Annotated in this window: 15 protein-coding genes; 10 read left to right on the forward strand and 5 right to left on the reverse strand. The window is 42.5% G+C overall.

What is annotated here, in order from left to right; translation table 11 throughout:
* Positions 1 to 557: 557 nt before the first annotated feature.
* The 10 genes from HFE01_RS18825 to HFE01_RS18870 all read left to right on the forward strand — a co-directional run bounded on the left by HFE01_RS18825 (position 558) and on the right by HFE01_RS18870 (position 11,415).
* Positions 558 to 1,256 carry a response regulator transcription factor gene (locus HFE01_RS18825; protein WP_153794220.1) on the forward strand — a complete coding sequence of 233 codons (699 nt, stop codon included), beginning with the start codon at positions 558 to 560 and terminating at the stop codon, positions 1,254 to 1,256.
* Positions 1,256 to 2,242 carry a sensor histidine kinase gene (locus HFE01_RS18830; protein WP_016819944.1) on the forward strand — a complete coding sequence of 329 codons (987 nt, stop codon included), beginning with the start codon at positions 1,256 to 1,258 and terminating at the stop codon, positions 2,240 to 2,242. The genes HFE01_RS18825 and HFE01_RS18830 overlap by 1 nt, the downstream gene beginning before the upstream one ends.
* 100 nt (positions 2,243 to 2,342) lie before the next feature.
* A complete protein-coding gene (locus HFE01_RS18835; RefSeq protein ID WP_025365805.1) occupies positions 2,343 to 3,122 on the forward strand; it encodes an ABC transporter ATP-binding protein in 780 nt (259 codons plus the stop codon).
* Positions 3,088 to 5,091: an ABC transporter permease gene (locus HFE01_RS18840; RefSeq protein ID WP_153794221.1), complete on the forward strand. Its 2,004-nt coding sequence runs from the start codon at positions 3,088 to 3,090 to the stop codon at positions 5,089 to 5,091. The genes HFE01_RS18835 and HFE01_RS18840 overlap by 35 nt, the downstream gene beginning before the upstream one ends.
* Positions 5,092 to 5,306: 215 nt before the next feature.
* On the forward strand, positions 5,307 to 6,416 hold the full coding sequence (locus tag HFE01_RS18845) for a TolC family protein (protein ID WP_167438341.1): 1,110 nt from the start codon (positions 5,307 to 5,309) through the stop codon (positions 6,414 to 6,416).
* 35 nt (positions 6,417 to 6,451) lie between these two features.
* Positions 6,452 to 7,924, forward strand: coding sequence for an efflux RND transporter periplasmic adaptor subunit (locus HFE01_RS18850; RefSeq protein WP_045244923.1), 1,473 nt, complete (start codon positions 6,452 to 6,454; stop codon positions 7,922 to 7,924).
* Entirely contained in the window at positions 7,921 to 8,658 is a 738-nt protein-coding gene (locus tag HFE01_RS18855) for an ABC transporter ATP-binding protein (protein ID WP_016819949.1), read from the forward strand. The genes HFE01_RS18850 and HFE01_RS18855 overlap by 4 nt, the downstream gene beginning before the upstream one ends.
* Positions 8,655 to 9,869: an ABC transporter permease gene (locus tag HFE01_RS18860; RefSeq protein WP_045244921.1), complete on the forward strand. Its 1,215-nt coding sequence runs from the start codon at positions 8,655 to 8,657 to the stop codon at positions 9,867 to 9,869. Before HFE01_RS18855 ends, HFE01_RS18860 begins: the two co-directional genes overlap by 4 nt.
* Positions 9,870 to 9,934: 65 nt before the next feature.
* Positions 9,935 to 10,876 (forward strand): polysaccharide deacetylase family protein, encoded by a 942-nt coding sequence (locus HFE01_RS18865; protein ID WP_164965062.1) that lies wholly within the window; start codon positions 9,935 to 9,937, stop codon positions 10,874 to 10,876.
* 62 nt (positions 10,877 to 10,938) lie between these two features.
* Positions 10,939 to 11,415 carry an RNA polymerase sigma factor gene (locus tag HFE01_RS18870; RefSeq protein WP_025365800.1) on the forward strand — a complete coding sequence of 159 codons (477 nt, stop codon included), beginning with the start codon at positions 10,939 to 10,941 and terminating at the stop codon, positions 11,413 to 11,415.
* 131 nt (positions 11,416 to 11,546) lie between these two features.
* Here the strand turns inward: HFE01_RS18870 and HFE01_RS18875 are convergent, their stop codons facing one another.
* The 5 genes from HFE01_RS18875 to HFE01_RS18895 all read right to left on the reverse strand — a co-directional run bounded on the left by HFE01_RS18875 (position 11,547) and on the right by HFE01_RS18895 (position 17,145).
* A complete protein-coding gene (locus tag HFE01_RS18875; protein ID WP_167438342.1) occupies positions 11,547 to 12,827 on the reverse strand; it encodes a glycoside hydrolase family 140 protein in 1,281 nt (426 codons plus the stop codon).
* Positions 12,828 to 12,901: 74 nt separating this feature from the next.
* On the reverse strand, positions 12,902 to 14,203 hold the full coding sequence (locus HFE01_RS18880; RefSeq protein ID WP_016819953.1) for a PTS sugar transporter subunit IIC: 1,302 nt from the start codon (positions 14,201 to 14,203) through the stop codon (positions 12,902 to 12,904).
* 154 nt (positions 14,204 to 14,357) lie between these two features.
* Positions 14,358 to 14,657, reverse strand: a complete 300-nt coding sequence (locus HFE01_RS18885) for a PTS sugar transporter subunit IIB (protein ID WP_019688563.1) — start codon at positions 14,655 to 14,657, stop codon at positions 14,358 to 14,360.
* Positions 14,654 to 15,010 carry a PTS sugar transporter subunit IIA gene (locus HFE01_RS18890; RefSeq protein WP_019688562.1) on the reverse strand — a complete coding sequence of 119 codons (357 nt, stop codon included), beginning with the start codon at positions 15,008 to 15,010 and terminating at the stop codon, positions 14,654 to 14,656. Before HFE01_RS18890 ends, HFE01_RS18885 begins: the two co-directional genes overlap by 4 nt.
* 188 nt (positions 15,011 to 15,198) lie before the next feature.
* Positions 15,199 to 17,145, reverse strand: a complete 1,947-nt coding sequence (locus HFE01_RS18895; RefSeq protein ID WP_167438343.1) for a BglG family transcription antiterminator — start codon at positions 17,143 to 17,145, stop codon at positions 15,199 to 15,201.
* Between the last annotated feature and the right edge of the window lie 48 nt (positions 17,146 to 17,193).

Raw genomic sequence — 17,193 nt, forward strand, 5'->3', positions numbered from 1 at the left:
TATAGCATCAATGAATACTAAAATGAGTCGGGTCATAGAGCCCGACTCATTTTTTTAGAGAATGTTATATCTGTCATAATCTTAATCCCTTTTAAGGGTAGGTCTTCATTTGGACATAATACATATATTACTGTTGAGCTGTTTTCTATATACCTTACAACAAAGTAAGGTTTTTGTAAGCTTTGACTGTTGTTTGTGATGTATAGGCTAGTTAGTATGTTTAATAGCTAGGCAAGGAAAGATGTGAGCATATGAAGTATTCAAAGAACAAAATAAAAAAGGTAATCAAATCAAAAAAAGACTTCGATGAGACGTTAAAAAAATATAAAGGGATCATTATTACAGTAACGGTTATCGTTATGATGATTATAACGTTAACTGCTCTGGTGCTTGGCACAATGCATATTATTCGAGACTCAATCTATATCACAATTGAATCTTCCTAATTACAATTAAAGAAAATGGATTGTTGTTATTGCTTGGACGATTAAATCAAGGCATTATATAGAGAAAATCATGTTATTAAAAATTCAAGCACTAAGAAGGTAGAAAACACAATGCATAAAATATTAATCGTAGAGGATGACCCTCAAATTAGCTCTTTACTCCAATCCTATCTTGAAAAGTATGGTTATCAAGGAGTTGTCGTTTCAAATTTTGATCAGGTATTGAGTACTTTTCAGGAAGTAAAGCCTGATTTGGTCATACTTGATGTGAATTTACCTCGTTTTGATGGATTTTATTGGTGCAGACAAATTCGCACCCAATCTACTTGTCCTATCCTTTTTGTGTCCGCGCGGGATGATAAGATGGATCAGGTCATTGCTTTGCAGAACGGGGCGGATGATTACATTACTAAACCGTTTCATCCCGAAGTACTGTTAGCCAAAATAGAAAGTAATCTGCGACGTGCCTATGGTTTATATGCAGTTGCCCAAAAGTCACGCTCCATAGCAGTGTCAGGCTTGACTCTATATCCTGACATTATGGAGCTTGTGTTTCATGACAAGCAGGTAGAAATGAGCCATAAAGAAGCTGCGCTACTGGAGCTACTGATGACATATCCTAAGCAGGTTGTAGGGAGAGTTCATCTCTTAGAAGCTTTATGGGATGATTACCAATATGTCGGTGAAAATACACTGAATGTTTATGTTACTCGTGTCCGTAAAAAGCTGGCCGAGTTGGGGTTGGAGGATATCATAGAGACGGTTAGAGGAGCTGGATATCGGCTGCACTTGACTGAGGAGGAAGAATAGTGAAGCTTTTTTGGCGTGATCATTTCTCAATGATCATATTCAATATCGTCCAACTTTTTCTTGTGTTAAGCATTTATTGGATGGATGGTTATCATAACTTGTCTACTGCTCTTTATTCCGTCTTTTTTGGGACCTCTATATTGCTGATCTATTTACTGTTCCGGTATGTCATGTATTCTAGTTTATATCGATTACTTTCCACTGCAAATATTAGAGATCTAGATGAACTCATTCAGATGAAGGTACTTAATCCTCTTGCCTCTTCTTTACAGAATTTGCTTTTACAATTTTACCGATTGTATCAGTCTCGAATTCATCAGTTAGAGCATCAACAGCGTGATCACATTACTTTTATTAACCAGTGGGTTCACCAGATGAAAACTCCCCTCTCTGTTATTCATTTAATTCTCAAAGGAAAAATAGATCCCGAGTCGGATCAGATTCATGATGAGATTGATCGAATGGGAAAAGGACTGGAAATGATCTTATATATGTCACGATTGGAGGCCTTTGAACCTGACTTTCATGTGGAGCCTGTTGTATTACGAAAGCTGGTTAGTGAAGTGATTTATGATAACAAAAGATTATTGATTCGTAACGAAATTTATCCTTCCAATGAAGTGGACGAGCAGTTGAGTGTGATTACCGATGCCAAATGGCTAAGATTTATAATTAATCAATTGGTGACCAATGCGGTGAAATACTCTTCAGGTCATGCCCACAGTCTGAAGTTGATATCTGAGATAAGAGATAAAGTGTTTGTGCTGAAAGTACAGGATGAAGGAATCGGTATCCCTAAAAAAGATATTGAACGGGTATTTGAGGCTTATTACACAGGTGAAAACGGACGGAAGTATAGTGAATCTACCGGAATGGGTCTGTACATGGTGTCAGAAATCTGCAAAAGGCTGAGTCATGACATTCAACTGAAATCGACGGTTGGTGAAGGAACGACGGTTGAGATCTTGTTTTCAATTCACAAATAAGAACCTTACAACACATTTAAGGTTTCTGTAATGTTAATCGATCGCTTCATCCCTCTGGATGAATTATGATCATGACATAGGAAAAAGAAAGGAATGAACGATGGAGATTGTACGAATGGATCAAGTCACCAAAATATACTATGGTAAGGTTCCCTACCGAGCTCTCAACAATATCCATTTAACGATTCAACAAGGTGAGTTTGTAGGCATTATGGGTCCGTCTGGTAGTGGGAAGACAACATTACTAAATATGATTTCCTCCATTGATATGCCGACTTCTGGCGAGGTTAGCATTAATGGGGAAAATCCACATCTGCTCAAGAAGGATAAGCTCGCTTTATTTCGTCGCAAAGAATTGGGGCTTGTATTTCAAGACTATAATTTGCTGGAAACTCTTAGTCTGGGAGAGAACATACTATTTCCTCTGATGCTGAATAAAAAAGGATTAAAGGAAATGGGACACAAACTGGAAGAGGTAGCGAAGAAACTGGATATTGCAGATATTTTAGACAAACGGCCTCTTGAGGTGTCAGGAGGGCAAAAGCAAAGAGCAGCTATAGCCAGAGCTATTATTCATTCTCCTTCACTCCTGTTGGCAGATGAACCAACTGGAAATCTCGATTCCAAATCTTCACGAGTTGTGATGGAAATGTTAGAACTCATCCATCGCGTAGACAATTCCACAATCGTGCTGGTAACACACGGTGCCTTGGAAGCCAGCTATTGTGATCGGGTAATTTTTATTAAAGATGGCGAGTTATTTAATGAAATCCACCGTAGTCACAGTCAGCAATTATTTTTTCAGGAAATCATAGATATGCTCTCCTTTCTGGGGGGAAGTAGACATGCACATGAGCTTTCGTCTGTTAGCATGGAATAATCTCAAGCATAATGCGCGTGCTTATGTACCTTATTATTTAAGCAGCTCCTTGATGATTACAATTTTTTTCGTATATGCGATGTTTATTTTTCATCCGGATGTCTCCAATGCAATCATGGCCTTTAATGTAAAAAAGGGATTACAAGTTGCTGATCTATTGATTTTTGTATTTTCCTTTTTCTTCGTATTATACACAAACAATATTTTTATTGCTGCACGTAAAAAAGAATTCGGTATACTGACCATTTTGGGGACACATCGCAGACAAATTTATTTTTTGGTTGCTTATGAGAATCTGATTATAGGCTTTTTATCCTTGATTACCGGGATTACGGGAGGATTTGTTTCCGCAAAATTCTTTCTACTTTTGGGCTCCAGTGCCACAGGGCTGTATTTAACATTTTATTTTCCTTGGAAAGCACTGGCTTTCACCGTAGTTGGCTTTATGTTTTTGTTTACCTTGATCTCACTTGTATCTGTTTTCTTCATACGCCAATCTAAATTACAGCAGCTTTTTAGCAAGGTTACTCAGCTCAAAAAAGAGCCCAAAGCTTCATGGAGCCTGTCCTTTCTTGCAATAGCGCTAATAGGAGCGGCTGTGTATTTAATGAAGCTGGATTTTCCACCATATATTTATCTGGCACCGTATCGTTTGGGGACTCTATCCTTTTATATGTTGCACTATTCAGTTGGAGACACATTTAAATATACGATTGTAATGGGGTTTATTGGAATTTACTTACTATACGCCCAATCAAGTGTTTTGTTCATTCAATTGCTTAGAGCCAACAGGAAATGGTGTTGGAGTGGAACTCGTTTGTTATGGCTTTCTGAAATCACATACAAAATGAGGAATAATGCCGGGCTGTTTACATTGGTTACCCTAATTTCTATCGTTTCCTTTCTAGGAGCAGCTTCAACTTTTGACTCCATGCAGCAGCAAAATAGATTTCTTAGGGAGCAGTCTTATTCATTTGCATTTTTTTCTGATGTTGTAAGTTCCATAGATCTTGAAGATGAGATTGATCAAAATCTTTATAAGGCTGGGGTGGATTATTCGAAAAGTGAAGTACTGATCTTTCCCTTTCGTGAACAGTTGGCACCTGTGATGAAACAATCCAACTATGAGCCTCTTGCTTCTAAATTAAAGAAACAAATACAGGTACCTGCGCTTCGAGATGATCAAGGCTTTTTCATTTTTGATTCAAACGGGATGTCTTTAGAAGAACAGAAAACCTTTTTTGAAAAAAAGCTAACTTACAATCAAGGGAAATCCCGAATTACGGGTATCCAGATTGTGGATACTCAGAAGATAGACCATAGCCTAAAGTTTGATGGAAACATCATTTCTGAACTAGGAAGGTTGCTTGTTGTCTCAGATCAAACTTACGAACATTTAGTTAAACAACAGTATTTCAATGTTCCATTGGCATACAAATCTGTTTATTATTTTGTGCCTAAATGGAAGAGTGGCCAAGTATCATTGGAAACTTCTGAGACCCAAGAAGAGGTGTGGTTGTATTCCCTGCTGGCCAACAAGGTGAATAAAGGATCGCTTAACTCTAGAGCAGTGGATTATCTGACATCGGAGATGGATCTGAATATTAGTAAATTTATTGGCGGATTTATCGCCATCATTATGTTGGCAAGCACAGTAAGCCTGCTTTATTTCAGATTGTATGTAGATCTTAAACGGGATGAGGAAATATACCGGGCTTTATCCAAAATTGGACTAAGCTCAAGGGAAATGAGACGAGCTGCATCCAGACAAATTGCATTCCTATTTCTTCTGCCATTAGTTGTTTCATCCATAGGAATAGTGCTTTGTTTAGTTATGTCAGAACCATCTGTAGTACCCTTTCATCTTACGCTTATTCAAATTATGATTTGCTTTTGGGTAATTCAATTCTTTTCCTTTCTTATTGTACGTTTCCTGTACCTTCGTCAATTGGATTTAAAGATGCTGTAAAGAGCGATAAGCCACATGAAAAAAGTTGCAGAAGGGTAGGGTTAGACTCCTCCTTTCTGGAATTTTCATCAAATACAAAATAAGGTCTCAATGGGCTGAGAGCCTTGACGAGTAGGTGCAGGGCGAATTTGTTCATCAGAAGATATTTAATTCATATAACAACGCATTAGTGAATTCTATTCAAGTCGATACCATATTTTAAAAGTGGGGATATCATGAAAAAAAGTTTGTTCATTTTATTGCTGCTCGCCTTGTCGGCCAGTTCTTTATCAGAGTCCTTTGTTCAAGCAGAGGAGGCGCAGCAGCAGGTTACCAAAGCGAGCGTGAAACTAACACTGAGCCAAGCCCAGCAATGGGCGCGGTCTAATAGCTTTAGCTTGAAGGAGGCCCAGCAAGCGATAGATCGTAACCGGATTAACCTAAAAAATGCTGGTAAGAATCTGGATTTTATTCCGGCAGGTACAGGCAACGGTGAAGAGGATGCGGCTAGTAGTTCAGCCTGGAAGGGGTATGCTTCATCGACGGTTTCTTATCTGGAATCCAAGAAGCAAATTGAACTTGCCCAAGATCAGACAGACTACGCTGCAATGAAAAACTATTACGATGTACTTTTGGCTGATAACAAAGTGAAGAGTAGTGAGGATGCACTTTCGCTCGCGTTATTAGAGGAAAAGGCTGCTGAAGCGAAGGCCAACCGTGGAAAAATTTCTCCAGGTGATCAAAGTACGATTATTCAGACTCGTATAGAGGCTCAAAAGAATGTAGACATTGCAAAGACTGCATTGCGAAAAGCGATGGATTCATTAAATACGCAAATGGGTCAACCTCAAGGTACGGTATATGAACTGGTTGATCGCCCTGTTTACCCCAAAATAGACAACACGAATTTGGATACGTTGGTGACGCGTGCAATCTCGGCGAGTCCTTCGGTGTGGAGACAGGAGGAAGCTGTCAAGCTGGCCAAGATGGAAGTTAAATATTACACCTGGAACTCAGGAACTGATGATTATGAAATTAAGCAGATTGATGTAGATTCAGCAGAAGGCGGACTGGAAAATACCAAGGATCAACTGGCAGAAACCTTGAAGAGTATGTACTTTAACTTACAGCAAAATGTTGAACAATACGAGCAAATGCAAAGTAATCTACAGAACGTCAATAAAGTATTGGACATTTCTCGTAAAAAAAAGGAACGTGGTTTTGCTACGGGTACGGAAGTCGCCACAAATCAATTAAAAGTGAAGCAAATCGAACGGAATATGGATGAACTGATTGTTCAAATGACGTTGCTGCAACATGCTTTGAACAAGCCGTGGAGCGTATAGGATTTAGAAAAAATACTTTTGAAGGGGATATAACATTGTCAGAAATAGAAAAGAAAGATGCATTGCAGGTAGTAAGAAAGAAAAGAAGGCTGAAAAGAATTATAGGCATTTTTGTCCTGATCATTATAGCGGGGATTGGCGGTACTGTTTATATGAACAGGAGTAAGGAAAAGCCTGTGGAGGGTCCTGCAAACCAGATCGTACAGGTACAGAAGACAAACATGACCGAGTCGCTTAAAGTCACTGGAACCGTTCAGGCTTCCAAGGAAGTAAACATTAATTTTACAAATGTCGAGGGTGCCAAGCTCGTCGCTGTTAATGTCAAAGCAGGAGATAGCGTCAAAGCAGGTCAGGTTCTAGCACGATTAGATGATTCGGATGCCAGGCTGCAAATTAAGGATGCCGAATCGAATGTGGCGATTGCAAGAGCCAAGCTGGAGGAAGCCAAGCGCGGACCCAAAACGAATGATATAGAGTTACAGAAAGCTAATGTCTTAAAGGCACAGATGGCGATTAAAACAGCCAAGAACACGATGGAATTAGAGGAAGCCGCTGCTCAAAAGGAGTCGGCCAAGGTGACTTTGGATAAGGCTCAGAAGGATTATGATGACCAGGCTTATCTGGTTCAGAACGATGCGGCAGCAGAAAGTGACCTGGCGACAGCCAAGCAAAATCTGGATAAGGCAAAATTGGATATGAGCAATGTGGAGCTGCAGTACAAGAAGGCACAGACCAAGCAAACTGAGGCGATCGAAGAGGCGGAAATGGGCTATAAAACAGCTTTAATACAATTAAAGGCTGCACAGTCCCCACCCGAAGCTTCCAACATCCAATCCGCACAGGCTTCTTTATTGCAGGCTGAAACGGCATTAGAGCAGAAGAAAAGTGTCCTGAGTAAATTACAGGTTACGGCGCCGTGGGACGGGATCATTTTGAAGGTCAACGGCGATGTGGGTACCAGTCCTACTGCACCTTTTATTGTAATGAATAATTCAAACACAGGGGCTATGAAGGTTCTTGCCAAGGTTAACGAAAGTGATATTGCTAAATTGAAGACTGGACTTCAGGCGACAATGCACTCGAATTCATTTCCGGACAAACAATTTAAAGGCGAAGTCCTCTTTGTTTCTCCAGAGCCGGTTACCGAATCCAATGTGACTACATACAAAATCGAATTGTCTTTGGATAGCCAAAAGATAAGGCTGCAACCAGGGATGAATATGGATGTATCCCTTCTGTTAGCTGAACACAAAAATGCGTTGTCTGTACCGTTGTTTGCACTGAGATCTGAAGGCGGTGTGGATGGAGTATATGTGGCGAAGAACGCGGCGAATCCGGCGGATTATGAGTTTAGACCAGTGAAACTGGGTGTCTATACAGCAGATCAGGCGGAAATCAAGTCTGGCGTCAAGGACGGTGAGACCATTGTGATCCCACCTCAGGGTGGTAGTGCTGGTTCGAATGGCAGTCCAGAGGGTCAAGACCCTGATGGGGGGCAGGCACAATGAGTGAAACTCAATCCCATAAAGCTGTAATCGAAATTAAAGAACTGAAAAAAATGTATGAGGTAGGCGGACAGAAGATTCAGGCTCTGCGCAGTGTTAATTTATCTATTAGCGAAGGGGAGTTTGTTGCTATCATGGGGCCCTCTGGTTCGGGCAAGTCTACCATGATGAATGTCATTGGCTGCCTGGATCATCCCGATACCGGAGAGTACTACCTGGATGAGTACTCCATATTGGATGCTAGAGAGAACGAGCTTTCGGAGATTAGAAACCAGAAGCTGGGTTTTGTATTTCAGAAATTCTATCTACTTCCCCGAACTACAGCATTAGCAAATGTAGAGCTGCCTATGATGTATGCAGGTGTACCTGCCAAGGAGCGTCGGGAAAGAGCCGTAGAGGCACTACGCAGCGTTGGCCTTGCAGAACGGATGTACAACAAGCCTAACGAGCTTTCTGGTGGTCAGCAGCAACGTGTCTCCATTGCCCGGGCATTGGTGAATAATCCTGTTATTCTGCTGGCGGATGAGCCTACGGGAGCCCTGGATACGAAGACGAGTATCGAAATTATGGAATTATTTCAAGGCTTGAATGAGCTGGGAAAAACCATCGTCTTGGTCACGCATGAGTTGGAGATTGCTGAATATGCCAAACGGTTGATCAGCTTTCGGGATGGTAATATTGAACGAGATGAGCCTATTGCAAATAGACGAATTTCATCAAGGAAGGTAAGCCTATGAATGTAATGGAAACCATCCGTGTATCCATGAATAGCTTAATCACTAACAAGCTACGCTCATTTTTAACGATACTCGGTATTATTATCGGGGTGGCAGCAGTTATTGCCATTATGGCGATCGGAAACGGATCTACAGCCCGCATAAAGGCGGAAATTAATAAATTAGGAAATAACGTATTGATGGTTGCGCCGGCTATGACAATGGTCGATGGTGAAATAGATTATGACCACACACCCTCATTTACTTGGGCTGATGTCGAGGCGTTGGAACAAAAGAAGTCTATAGATGCATTAATGCCGAATATAACAAGCAATTCAAAAGCTACGTGGGGGCGATATAACTATAACGCCACTATTGTAGGAACTTCCGCTTCATTTTATAAGGTCAAAAAGTTTTCCTTTGCCGAGGGTAGAACATTTACCAATGACGAGATGGATAAACGCATGAATGTCGCCATACTTGAAAGCCAAGCGGTTCAACGTCTTTTTGGTGGAGATAGCCAAAATGTATTGGGACGGACGTTTCAAATTAAGCAGATCCCTTTCAAGGTAGTCGGAGTATTGGATACTCAGCCAGTTACGAACTTAAGCTACAGTAGTAATGAACAAATTTACATCCCTGCTACAACCATGATGAACCGTCTGGGTGAGAAGAATATTACCGGATTGGACGTGTCTGCCAAGTCACCAGCCTTGATGGATCAGGCTCGCTTAGACATCTTGGAAAGCTTGCGTGTGACACACCAGCTAAAACCTTCGGAACCAGATCAATTTCAAATTATGAGCCTGTCAGAGGCAGCAGGTGCAGCTTCTGGTGTAGATAGTATTATGACCAGCCTATTGGGTGGGGTAGCCGCGATATCCCTCGTGGTAGGGGGAATCGGAATTATGAATATTATGATGGTCTCAGTTATAGAGCGTACAAAAGAAATCGGTATTCGGAAAGCCATTGGTGCCAAGCCGAGAGATATTATGATTCAATTCCTGTCTGAAGCGATCATTTTTGGTCTGTTAGGAGGCACAATCGGAGTTGTTACAGGTATAGGAGCTTCCAAAATACTTGAGGCGGCTGCGCATATGACCATTGAATTTACAATCTCGCCTATCATATATTCGTTTCTTAGCTCTGCGGGCACAGGCATCCTATTCGGAGTATATCCGGCTTATAAAGCAGCAAGTTTGAGGCCAATAGATGCATTGAGGTACGAATAATTGAATGGGCACATGGTCGCAACATAAAACGTGAACTGCTTCTAGATTTTGGAGGAACATATACTATGGAAAAAAGCTATGTGCAAAATAGAACCAGAGCTCATCGAATGAAGAGGAAGAGAAGAAGACTACTGTTTATAATTATCATTTGTATTGTTCTAGTTATTATAAAACTCTTTGACATCTTCAGTAGTAAACCACAGCCAGTAAAAACGATTGAGTATGCAGAAAAAATAGAATCCGTATCAACCGACAAATTAAATAACGAATCCAAAGGGAGCGAATTCCTTGTAAAAAATGTTTCGGGTGTTGAGGATGCTGCATTTGTTGAAAACTACTTAAATCAGCAAATCCAAGGTCAAAAGCCCGATGGGATAGACGGTAAAAAGGTTGTCTATTTATCTTTTGATGATGGGCCATCAGTAACCGTGACGCCTAAGATTTTAGATGTTCTTAAAGAACAAAATGTAAAAGCGACGTTTTTTGTGGTCGGAAAAGCAGTCGAAGAAAATGAAGGTACTAAACATTTAACCAAAAGAATAATTAAGGAAGGGCATGCTATCGGAAATCATACCTACTCACATGATTATGGTTATTTATATCCTAATCAGACTGTGAATTCGAGCATTTTTATGAGCGATATTGAAAAAACAAATCAAATTTTAAAGCAAATTTTGGGACAGGATTTTTCCACAAGAGTGATTCGATTTCCGGGTGGCCATGTGACGTGGCAGAGAAAGGATCCCAAAGGTATGGAAGCGTTAGATGAAATTTTACATGATAAGGATTATCATCAGATTGACTGGAATGTGTTGCCTAAAGATGCGGAAGGTACCTCTAAGAATGCCGAGGAATTAATACACGAATTTATGAAGAGCATTGGGACTAGAGAAAAAGCAGTGGTACTCATGCATGACACTTACGGGAAGGAAGAAACAGCTAAAGCCTTGCCTGAAATCATAACATATTTAAAAAAGCAGGGATATGAATTCAAGACTATAAAATAGCTAGTGTATTTAAGTCAAGGGGAACACCGTAATCCATCGAAACAGAAAGGATAAGCCATAATATGGACATTAAAGATCTGGAAGATCTATATTTATCTCATAAATCAGAACTCCTTGGCTATCTTTTGAGAATAGTGCATAACAAACAGGATGCCGAAGATTTGTTGCATGAATGCTTTATTCGGTTTATAAGAGCTTCCCCTGATTTGCCCGAAGATCGTATCCGATTTTATCTTTTGAGAATTGCTAAAAATTTAGCCATAGATATAATAAGAAAGCGAAAAAAGATGGAGGAATATTTCTTGCGTAAGGAGCACGTCTACTATCACTGGGATACCCCCGATTTTGAAATTCAGGATGAGGTCGATCGAATTCTTTTGATGGCAAGTAATACCGAGCAAAGAACGGTACTTAAATTGCGTGTAGTCCAAGGATACTCCATAAAAGAAACGGCTAGAATTTTAAATAAGAGTGAAAATTCAGTGAAATCTTCGCTTCACAGAGCTTCCAAACGTATTAAATTGAGATATATTTCCTGACCACAATGGAGTGCTTGCTTTTTATAACAAGAAGTAAGACAAACAGTCCCGATGAGAAATCTCGATTGCGGGGCTGTTTGTACGTTGTACATAGTAGTTGAAATGATGAAAAAGGCGGTAAGTAATCACGGTTATTTTCTTATGCCAATCAGCAAGACATCAGCTTCAAAGTCATGCATCCCAATGATCGTGATTTGCTCTTGCACAGAGATTGAAGCTGTGCCAAAACGACGATTCTCCAGGTCAATGACCGTGAAGTCGTATTCGCTCAAATCCACGTTTAGCTTCAGCACCGTGTTGATTGGAACGTAGATGGCGACCTTGGTGTAATCGGTGCTTACAGCCGCACGAATTTCTTCCGTATTTTTAAGCACTATGTTCCAAGGCTGCATATCTGTAATTTCATATATCCCGAAGAGCCATTTGGCCAATCCATAATCCCATGCCCCTTCAAACTTAAGTGCAGACTGCCAATCATATGGACTGTCGAATCCCTCCCCAGTTACACCGAACCTTTTGCCTTTCCGATGCCAGCTCCAAATACCGTGAGCTCCATAGGTTATGCCCGCAGACGCCCCGGACAGAAGACTTTGCCAGGCTGCCTTACGAACATCGGCGCGGCTGAAGCGGCCATAGACTTTTCGACTGTATCCCATTTGTTCATAACAGGGCTCCGAGTTGAGCACCGGTCGGGTGACAGGCTTATTGCAGAAATCCAGTGCGAGTGTATACGCCGTTGGTTGAAATTGTGAATTATGTCCTGACTGGTACATGTAAAAATCCAAATGGGGATCATCAATAAATTCCTCTGGCAGTGCTGCTAATCTTCCTTGAATATGCAGGGTAGTCAGACACTGCGGGCTGTGCTGTTTTATGGTATGGAGAGCAAGTCGGTAATATTGGTTGGCACGCTCGGAAGGGAAATCAGTGTCACCACTTATAATATAAATAGGGTAGAATTTGGAGAACCGATCGGCAATGTAACGTACATAAGGTTCCACTGCTTCAAGTGGCATTTTTTTCTCCTCACGAAGCTTGGCAGCCCAGGTATCCGGGATATAATTACACCATAGTAGAACCAGTGCAGGAACAAAGCCTCTGTTCACAGCCATTTCGATCATCGTCTCGGCTCTGGTAAAGTATTCTTCGTTCGGCATATAGAAATTGTAGCTGCCATCCTCGGCATATGCGAAAGGCTCATATTTCAAATCGCTGTCACTTGCATCCCATTGGCGCAGCAAATTGATTTGCAAGACATTGAAGCCCTGACTTTTCCGGTAATCCAGATAATAGGCCCATTCCTCCAGCGTGATGTTGGTAAATGCGCTCCAAACCGTATCCGCCAAATAAAAAAAGGGGTTACCCTCATTCATGAAATATCGTTTGTTCTCAGCGATACTCAGTTGAATCAAAAGCTTCCTCTCCTAACGAATGTAATGGCAGAAGCGGCGAGCGTTTATCCGTCCGCCGCTTCTGCTTTTTTTTATTATAGGATAACAGGACTTGCTGTAGCTTCACTTGCTTGCTTGTCCAGTTGCTCCTGCGCTTCGTGTTCCTTTTTTAGAGCCTGCTTATCCAGCGCTCTAAAGAACGGGTAGTAGATCAGCATACTGATCGGGATGAGTACCAATTGTGCGGCGGCTAGTTTCCAACTGCCCTCAATGAAGCCCAGAGCAAAGATAGGGGTGCCGAAAGGCGGGTAAATTCCGATGGGTGCAGGCAACAAGCCGATGTTGGTGGCAATATAGCCGAGTACCGCACAAATGATGGGAGCAACGATAAACGGAATGGCTAGCAACGGGTTCAATACCATTGGAATTCCGAAGATCAGCGGCTCGTGAATGGAGAAAAAGGTACCCGGAAGACCAAGCTTGCCGATCGTGCGAAGCTGCTTGCTCTTGGCCAGGAAAACCAATAGCAGAGCAAATCCAAGCATCGGTGCATAGTTGCAGTAGATGGACCAGAAGGCCAGACCGATCGTGTTCGGAAGTGGAGCGCCTGCCTGGAAAGCGTCAAGGTTGGCTAGATCCAGACTCATCCAGATGGGTTTAACGATAGCGAGTATAACAATTGCACCGTGAATTCCGAACATCCACAAAGCCTGCATAATGATTAGCGCGATAATTAAAGCGCCGAGTGATCCGCCCAACCCTTCCAGTGGTATTTGGAGATAAGTGTAGATAAAATCGTGAACTGTACCAAATGGAGTCTGCATAAACAAACCAGCAACGATAACAAACACAAGGGCTACCAAGACAGCTGGGATCAAGCCTGAGAAGGTTTTGACAACGGTAGGCGGGACCCCGTCAGGCATTTTAATCGTCCAATTGCGGTCGACAATCCAAATATACAACCGTGCGGCAATCAAACCGACGATCATGGCAACGAACAATCCCTGCGCGCCGAGCCATTGAAGTGGCAAGGCACGAACTTTATCAAAGGTTTGGATCGGTGTAACGATAAGAAAAGAGAGAAGAGCGGTTGCCGCTGGCACAAGGGGGTCCTTGTCAAAAGCTTGCGCCAGTCTGTAGGCGATAAAAAATACCGCATACAGTGCAATGATGCCAGTGGTCATTGTCGATGCCAACCCGATTATAGCCTTTACGGGTGCAATAAGATTCTGGTAAGGCTCCCAAGCAAGTGCAGAGAAGAGGGTTGCAAATGCTCCGATAATCAGAAAAGGAAGGGTGGACATCAGCCCGTTGGAAATTGCGCTCATGTAACGGTTTTGCTGAATTGTACCCGCTACTTTTTGAAGCTTGTAAGAGAATTTTTGTTGGTTAGCCATATTTATTCAACTCCTACTATAGACTTTCATTCGTCTATATAATGACTTAGAGAACGCTTTCATTTGGCGAAACACCATGCAGAATATCATATATCGTTGCCCGATTTGACCAACCTTCTTGTTCGGTCTGGTGATGAGCATCTGACTCTGAGCTTTACAGCTTAAGCGCGTCTCCTAGCACTTTTTCGCCGTTCATCATTCCATAGTCTACTATATTGATAACACTTACCTTAATGCCTTTAGGTTCATATTTTGCCTTGAAATCATCCTGCAGGTAGCCGACCTGTGGTCCAATTAGCAGTACATCTGTCTTGTCAGCATATTCTTTAAACGAACTTTCGGAAGTCGCCCTAATTTCAACCTCAAGATTTTGCGCTTGTGCGGCCTTTTGCATTTTCTGTACCAACATACTTGTAGACATTCCTGCAGCACATACGAGTGTAATTTGTTTCATCCGTTGTTCCCTCCGTTGGAAGTGTGATTTGTGATATCTTCATAGCGATTCAATCTGTTGTAAAGCTCAATCATATGTCCCGCCAGATCTTTAGTTGTGATGGCTGACATAAGGTGATCTTGAGCATGTACCATAAGCAGTGTGACTTCGTGGGCGGTTCCGCCAGCTTCCTGTTGAATCAGTCTCGTTTGTGATTTATGAGCTTTAACCAACTCGGCTTTGCTTTCTTCAAGCCGCTCTGCCGCCAACTGTGTGTTACCTTTTTGAGCAAGAGCGATCGCGTCCATCGCTTTACTCTTGGCAACACCTGAGTTGGTGATAATCCCCATAATGATTTCTTGATACTCCTCCATCTCGTTCACCTCATGCTTTTTTCTCTTTAACTTACAGATTCAGTGTATAGGTTTGCTGCCGAGATCTAAACCCAAGTCTTTTCCGCCAGTAACGGAAATTCATTCATTGCTACTACGCTTTCATTTTAAAAAGCTCCAAGCAGCACCCGCTCTGTGAATATCAGCTAGATGCACTGCGAAAGCTTGGTTCAATACAGCTTATATTTAACGATAATCCTGGAGAATTCCTCGTACGTTTCGCATTTTAACATCTGCTGGACGATATCCGAATTGTCGACCAGTTCCATGAGATGGTTATACATTTTAGACGGTGGCTCTTTACCGTTTTTTTCAATGCTGAGTAGACAGATGAACTGCACTGGTTTGTCGCCCCACTCGATAGGTTGTTGAAGGGTACAGACCGCCCATACGGTTTGATTGCTTTGCGGAATGATAGGGTGAGGAACGGCTACCAAATTTCCGTAAGCCGTGGGTGCAGCCTGTTCTCGTTCCAGAACGAGTCCAATAAAGCCTTCGGCAGAGCGGATCAGCCCTTCAGCATATATTTTTTGGCCCAGAAATGAGATGACCTCTTCCTTGGTGGTAAAATTTTGTCTCAGAAATACGAGTTCCTTCCGAATGTAGTGAAAATCAAACTCGGCTTCACCAGCCAGCAAACTTTCAATTTTCTCCATATCGCTGCCGCCAAGAAGAGTCTGCACGACCACGACTGGAACCGATAATGGCAGCTGAATGGGAATGGTGCTCACCACGAAATCAATGTCATGGAGGGGAAACTGCTGAAGCTTGTAATATTCCGTTGTACCCGCCACTTCAAGCGAGCTACCAAAAGTGCTTTGCAGTTTGTACTTGAGCAGCCGGGCGCTTCCGGCTCCTGAAGTGCAGACGACCAGACAGCGTTTTGGCCGGGTGTTCATACGCTGTCGTTCGATGGCTGCCCCGATATGAATGGCGAGATAGCCCATCTCTGCTTCCGGGATGGCAATATTCAGCTTGCTCTCGATCAGCTTGGCACCAATAACTCCCGCTTGAAAAGCCAGAGGGTAGTTGCTCTTGACATGATCCAGCATGGGGTTTCGGATGTTCATTCCATACTTTACCCGGTTCAGCGCTGGCTTCAGATGAAGGTAGATGCCTATGAGCAGTTCTGTATCACAGCTGATGTTCAGATTCAAATCCCTGTCGATCTCGGCGAGCATTTCCTTGCCCAGTTCAAAGAGGTTCCAGTCCAGCAGCTTCTCGGGTCCCATGTCCTCTATTTGGTGTCCTTCAATTCCGACAAACCACTTGTTTCCGGCAAGATGCATGGCAATGTAGGCGATTTCATCTTCGGGAAAAGACAACTGCAATTCCTTTTCGATCAGCTCGACAATATGCTCGGCAGCCCGAAATTCATCGGTGCCCCGCAGATCTCCTATTTCCGCCGAGAGCATAGCTACCTGGTTTCCGTCACGGATGCGCTTGCAGGCGATCGCAATATGAATGGACAAATTGCTGAAGGCGATATCGGAGAGTGTTACTTCATATTTCTGAGTCTGTTCCAGAACGATTCCACAAATCAGCGTCATTTCGCGCGGGGTGACGATGCGTAGCGCTGCATGAAGTGTTCCGCCTTGTTCTTCGGAACGGCTCACAATAAACTCGGACAAGCAGAACCGAAGCTGGACTTCATCACCTTTCAGTTTGATTCCGTAATTTGGCCGTTTATCAATGGTGATTCCGTAGCTTTGTAGGGTTTGTTTAACCTCTTTGAAATCATTCTGCACCGTAGACTTGCTTATATATAGCTCATCTGCGAGGTCTTCCAGCTTCACATAATGATCAGCGAGCAGGAGACGCTTGATTAAATACAATTGCCGATAGCCGGGAGAACCTGGATCATCGGGCTCGCCGGACAGGAACAGCTGCTGCAGCAGCGCACGAAAGCTACGATGATCCGTAATTTTTAGTTCATATCCCCTTGAACGAACAGGTTCAATTGCTGCCCCGTGCTTGGATAGAAATTCATCTAGTTCCCGGATATCGCTGCGAATGGTACGTGAAGTAACTTGAATCAATTTGGCCAGATAATCACTTTTGACAGGAGCATCGGCAGCCAGCAAGTACTGAAGAATTGAAACCATGCGTGCATTCATTCAAGGTTTCCCCCTTTCTGTAAAGCGGAATACATGCAGTGTACATAA

It is taken from the genome of Paenibacillus sp. EKM10P, from assembly GCF_011800655.1.
Lineage (GTDB): Bacteria > Bacillota > Bacilli > Paenibacillales > Paenibacillaceae > Paenibacillus > Paenibacillus polymyxa.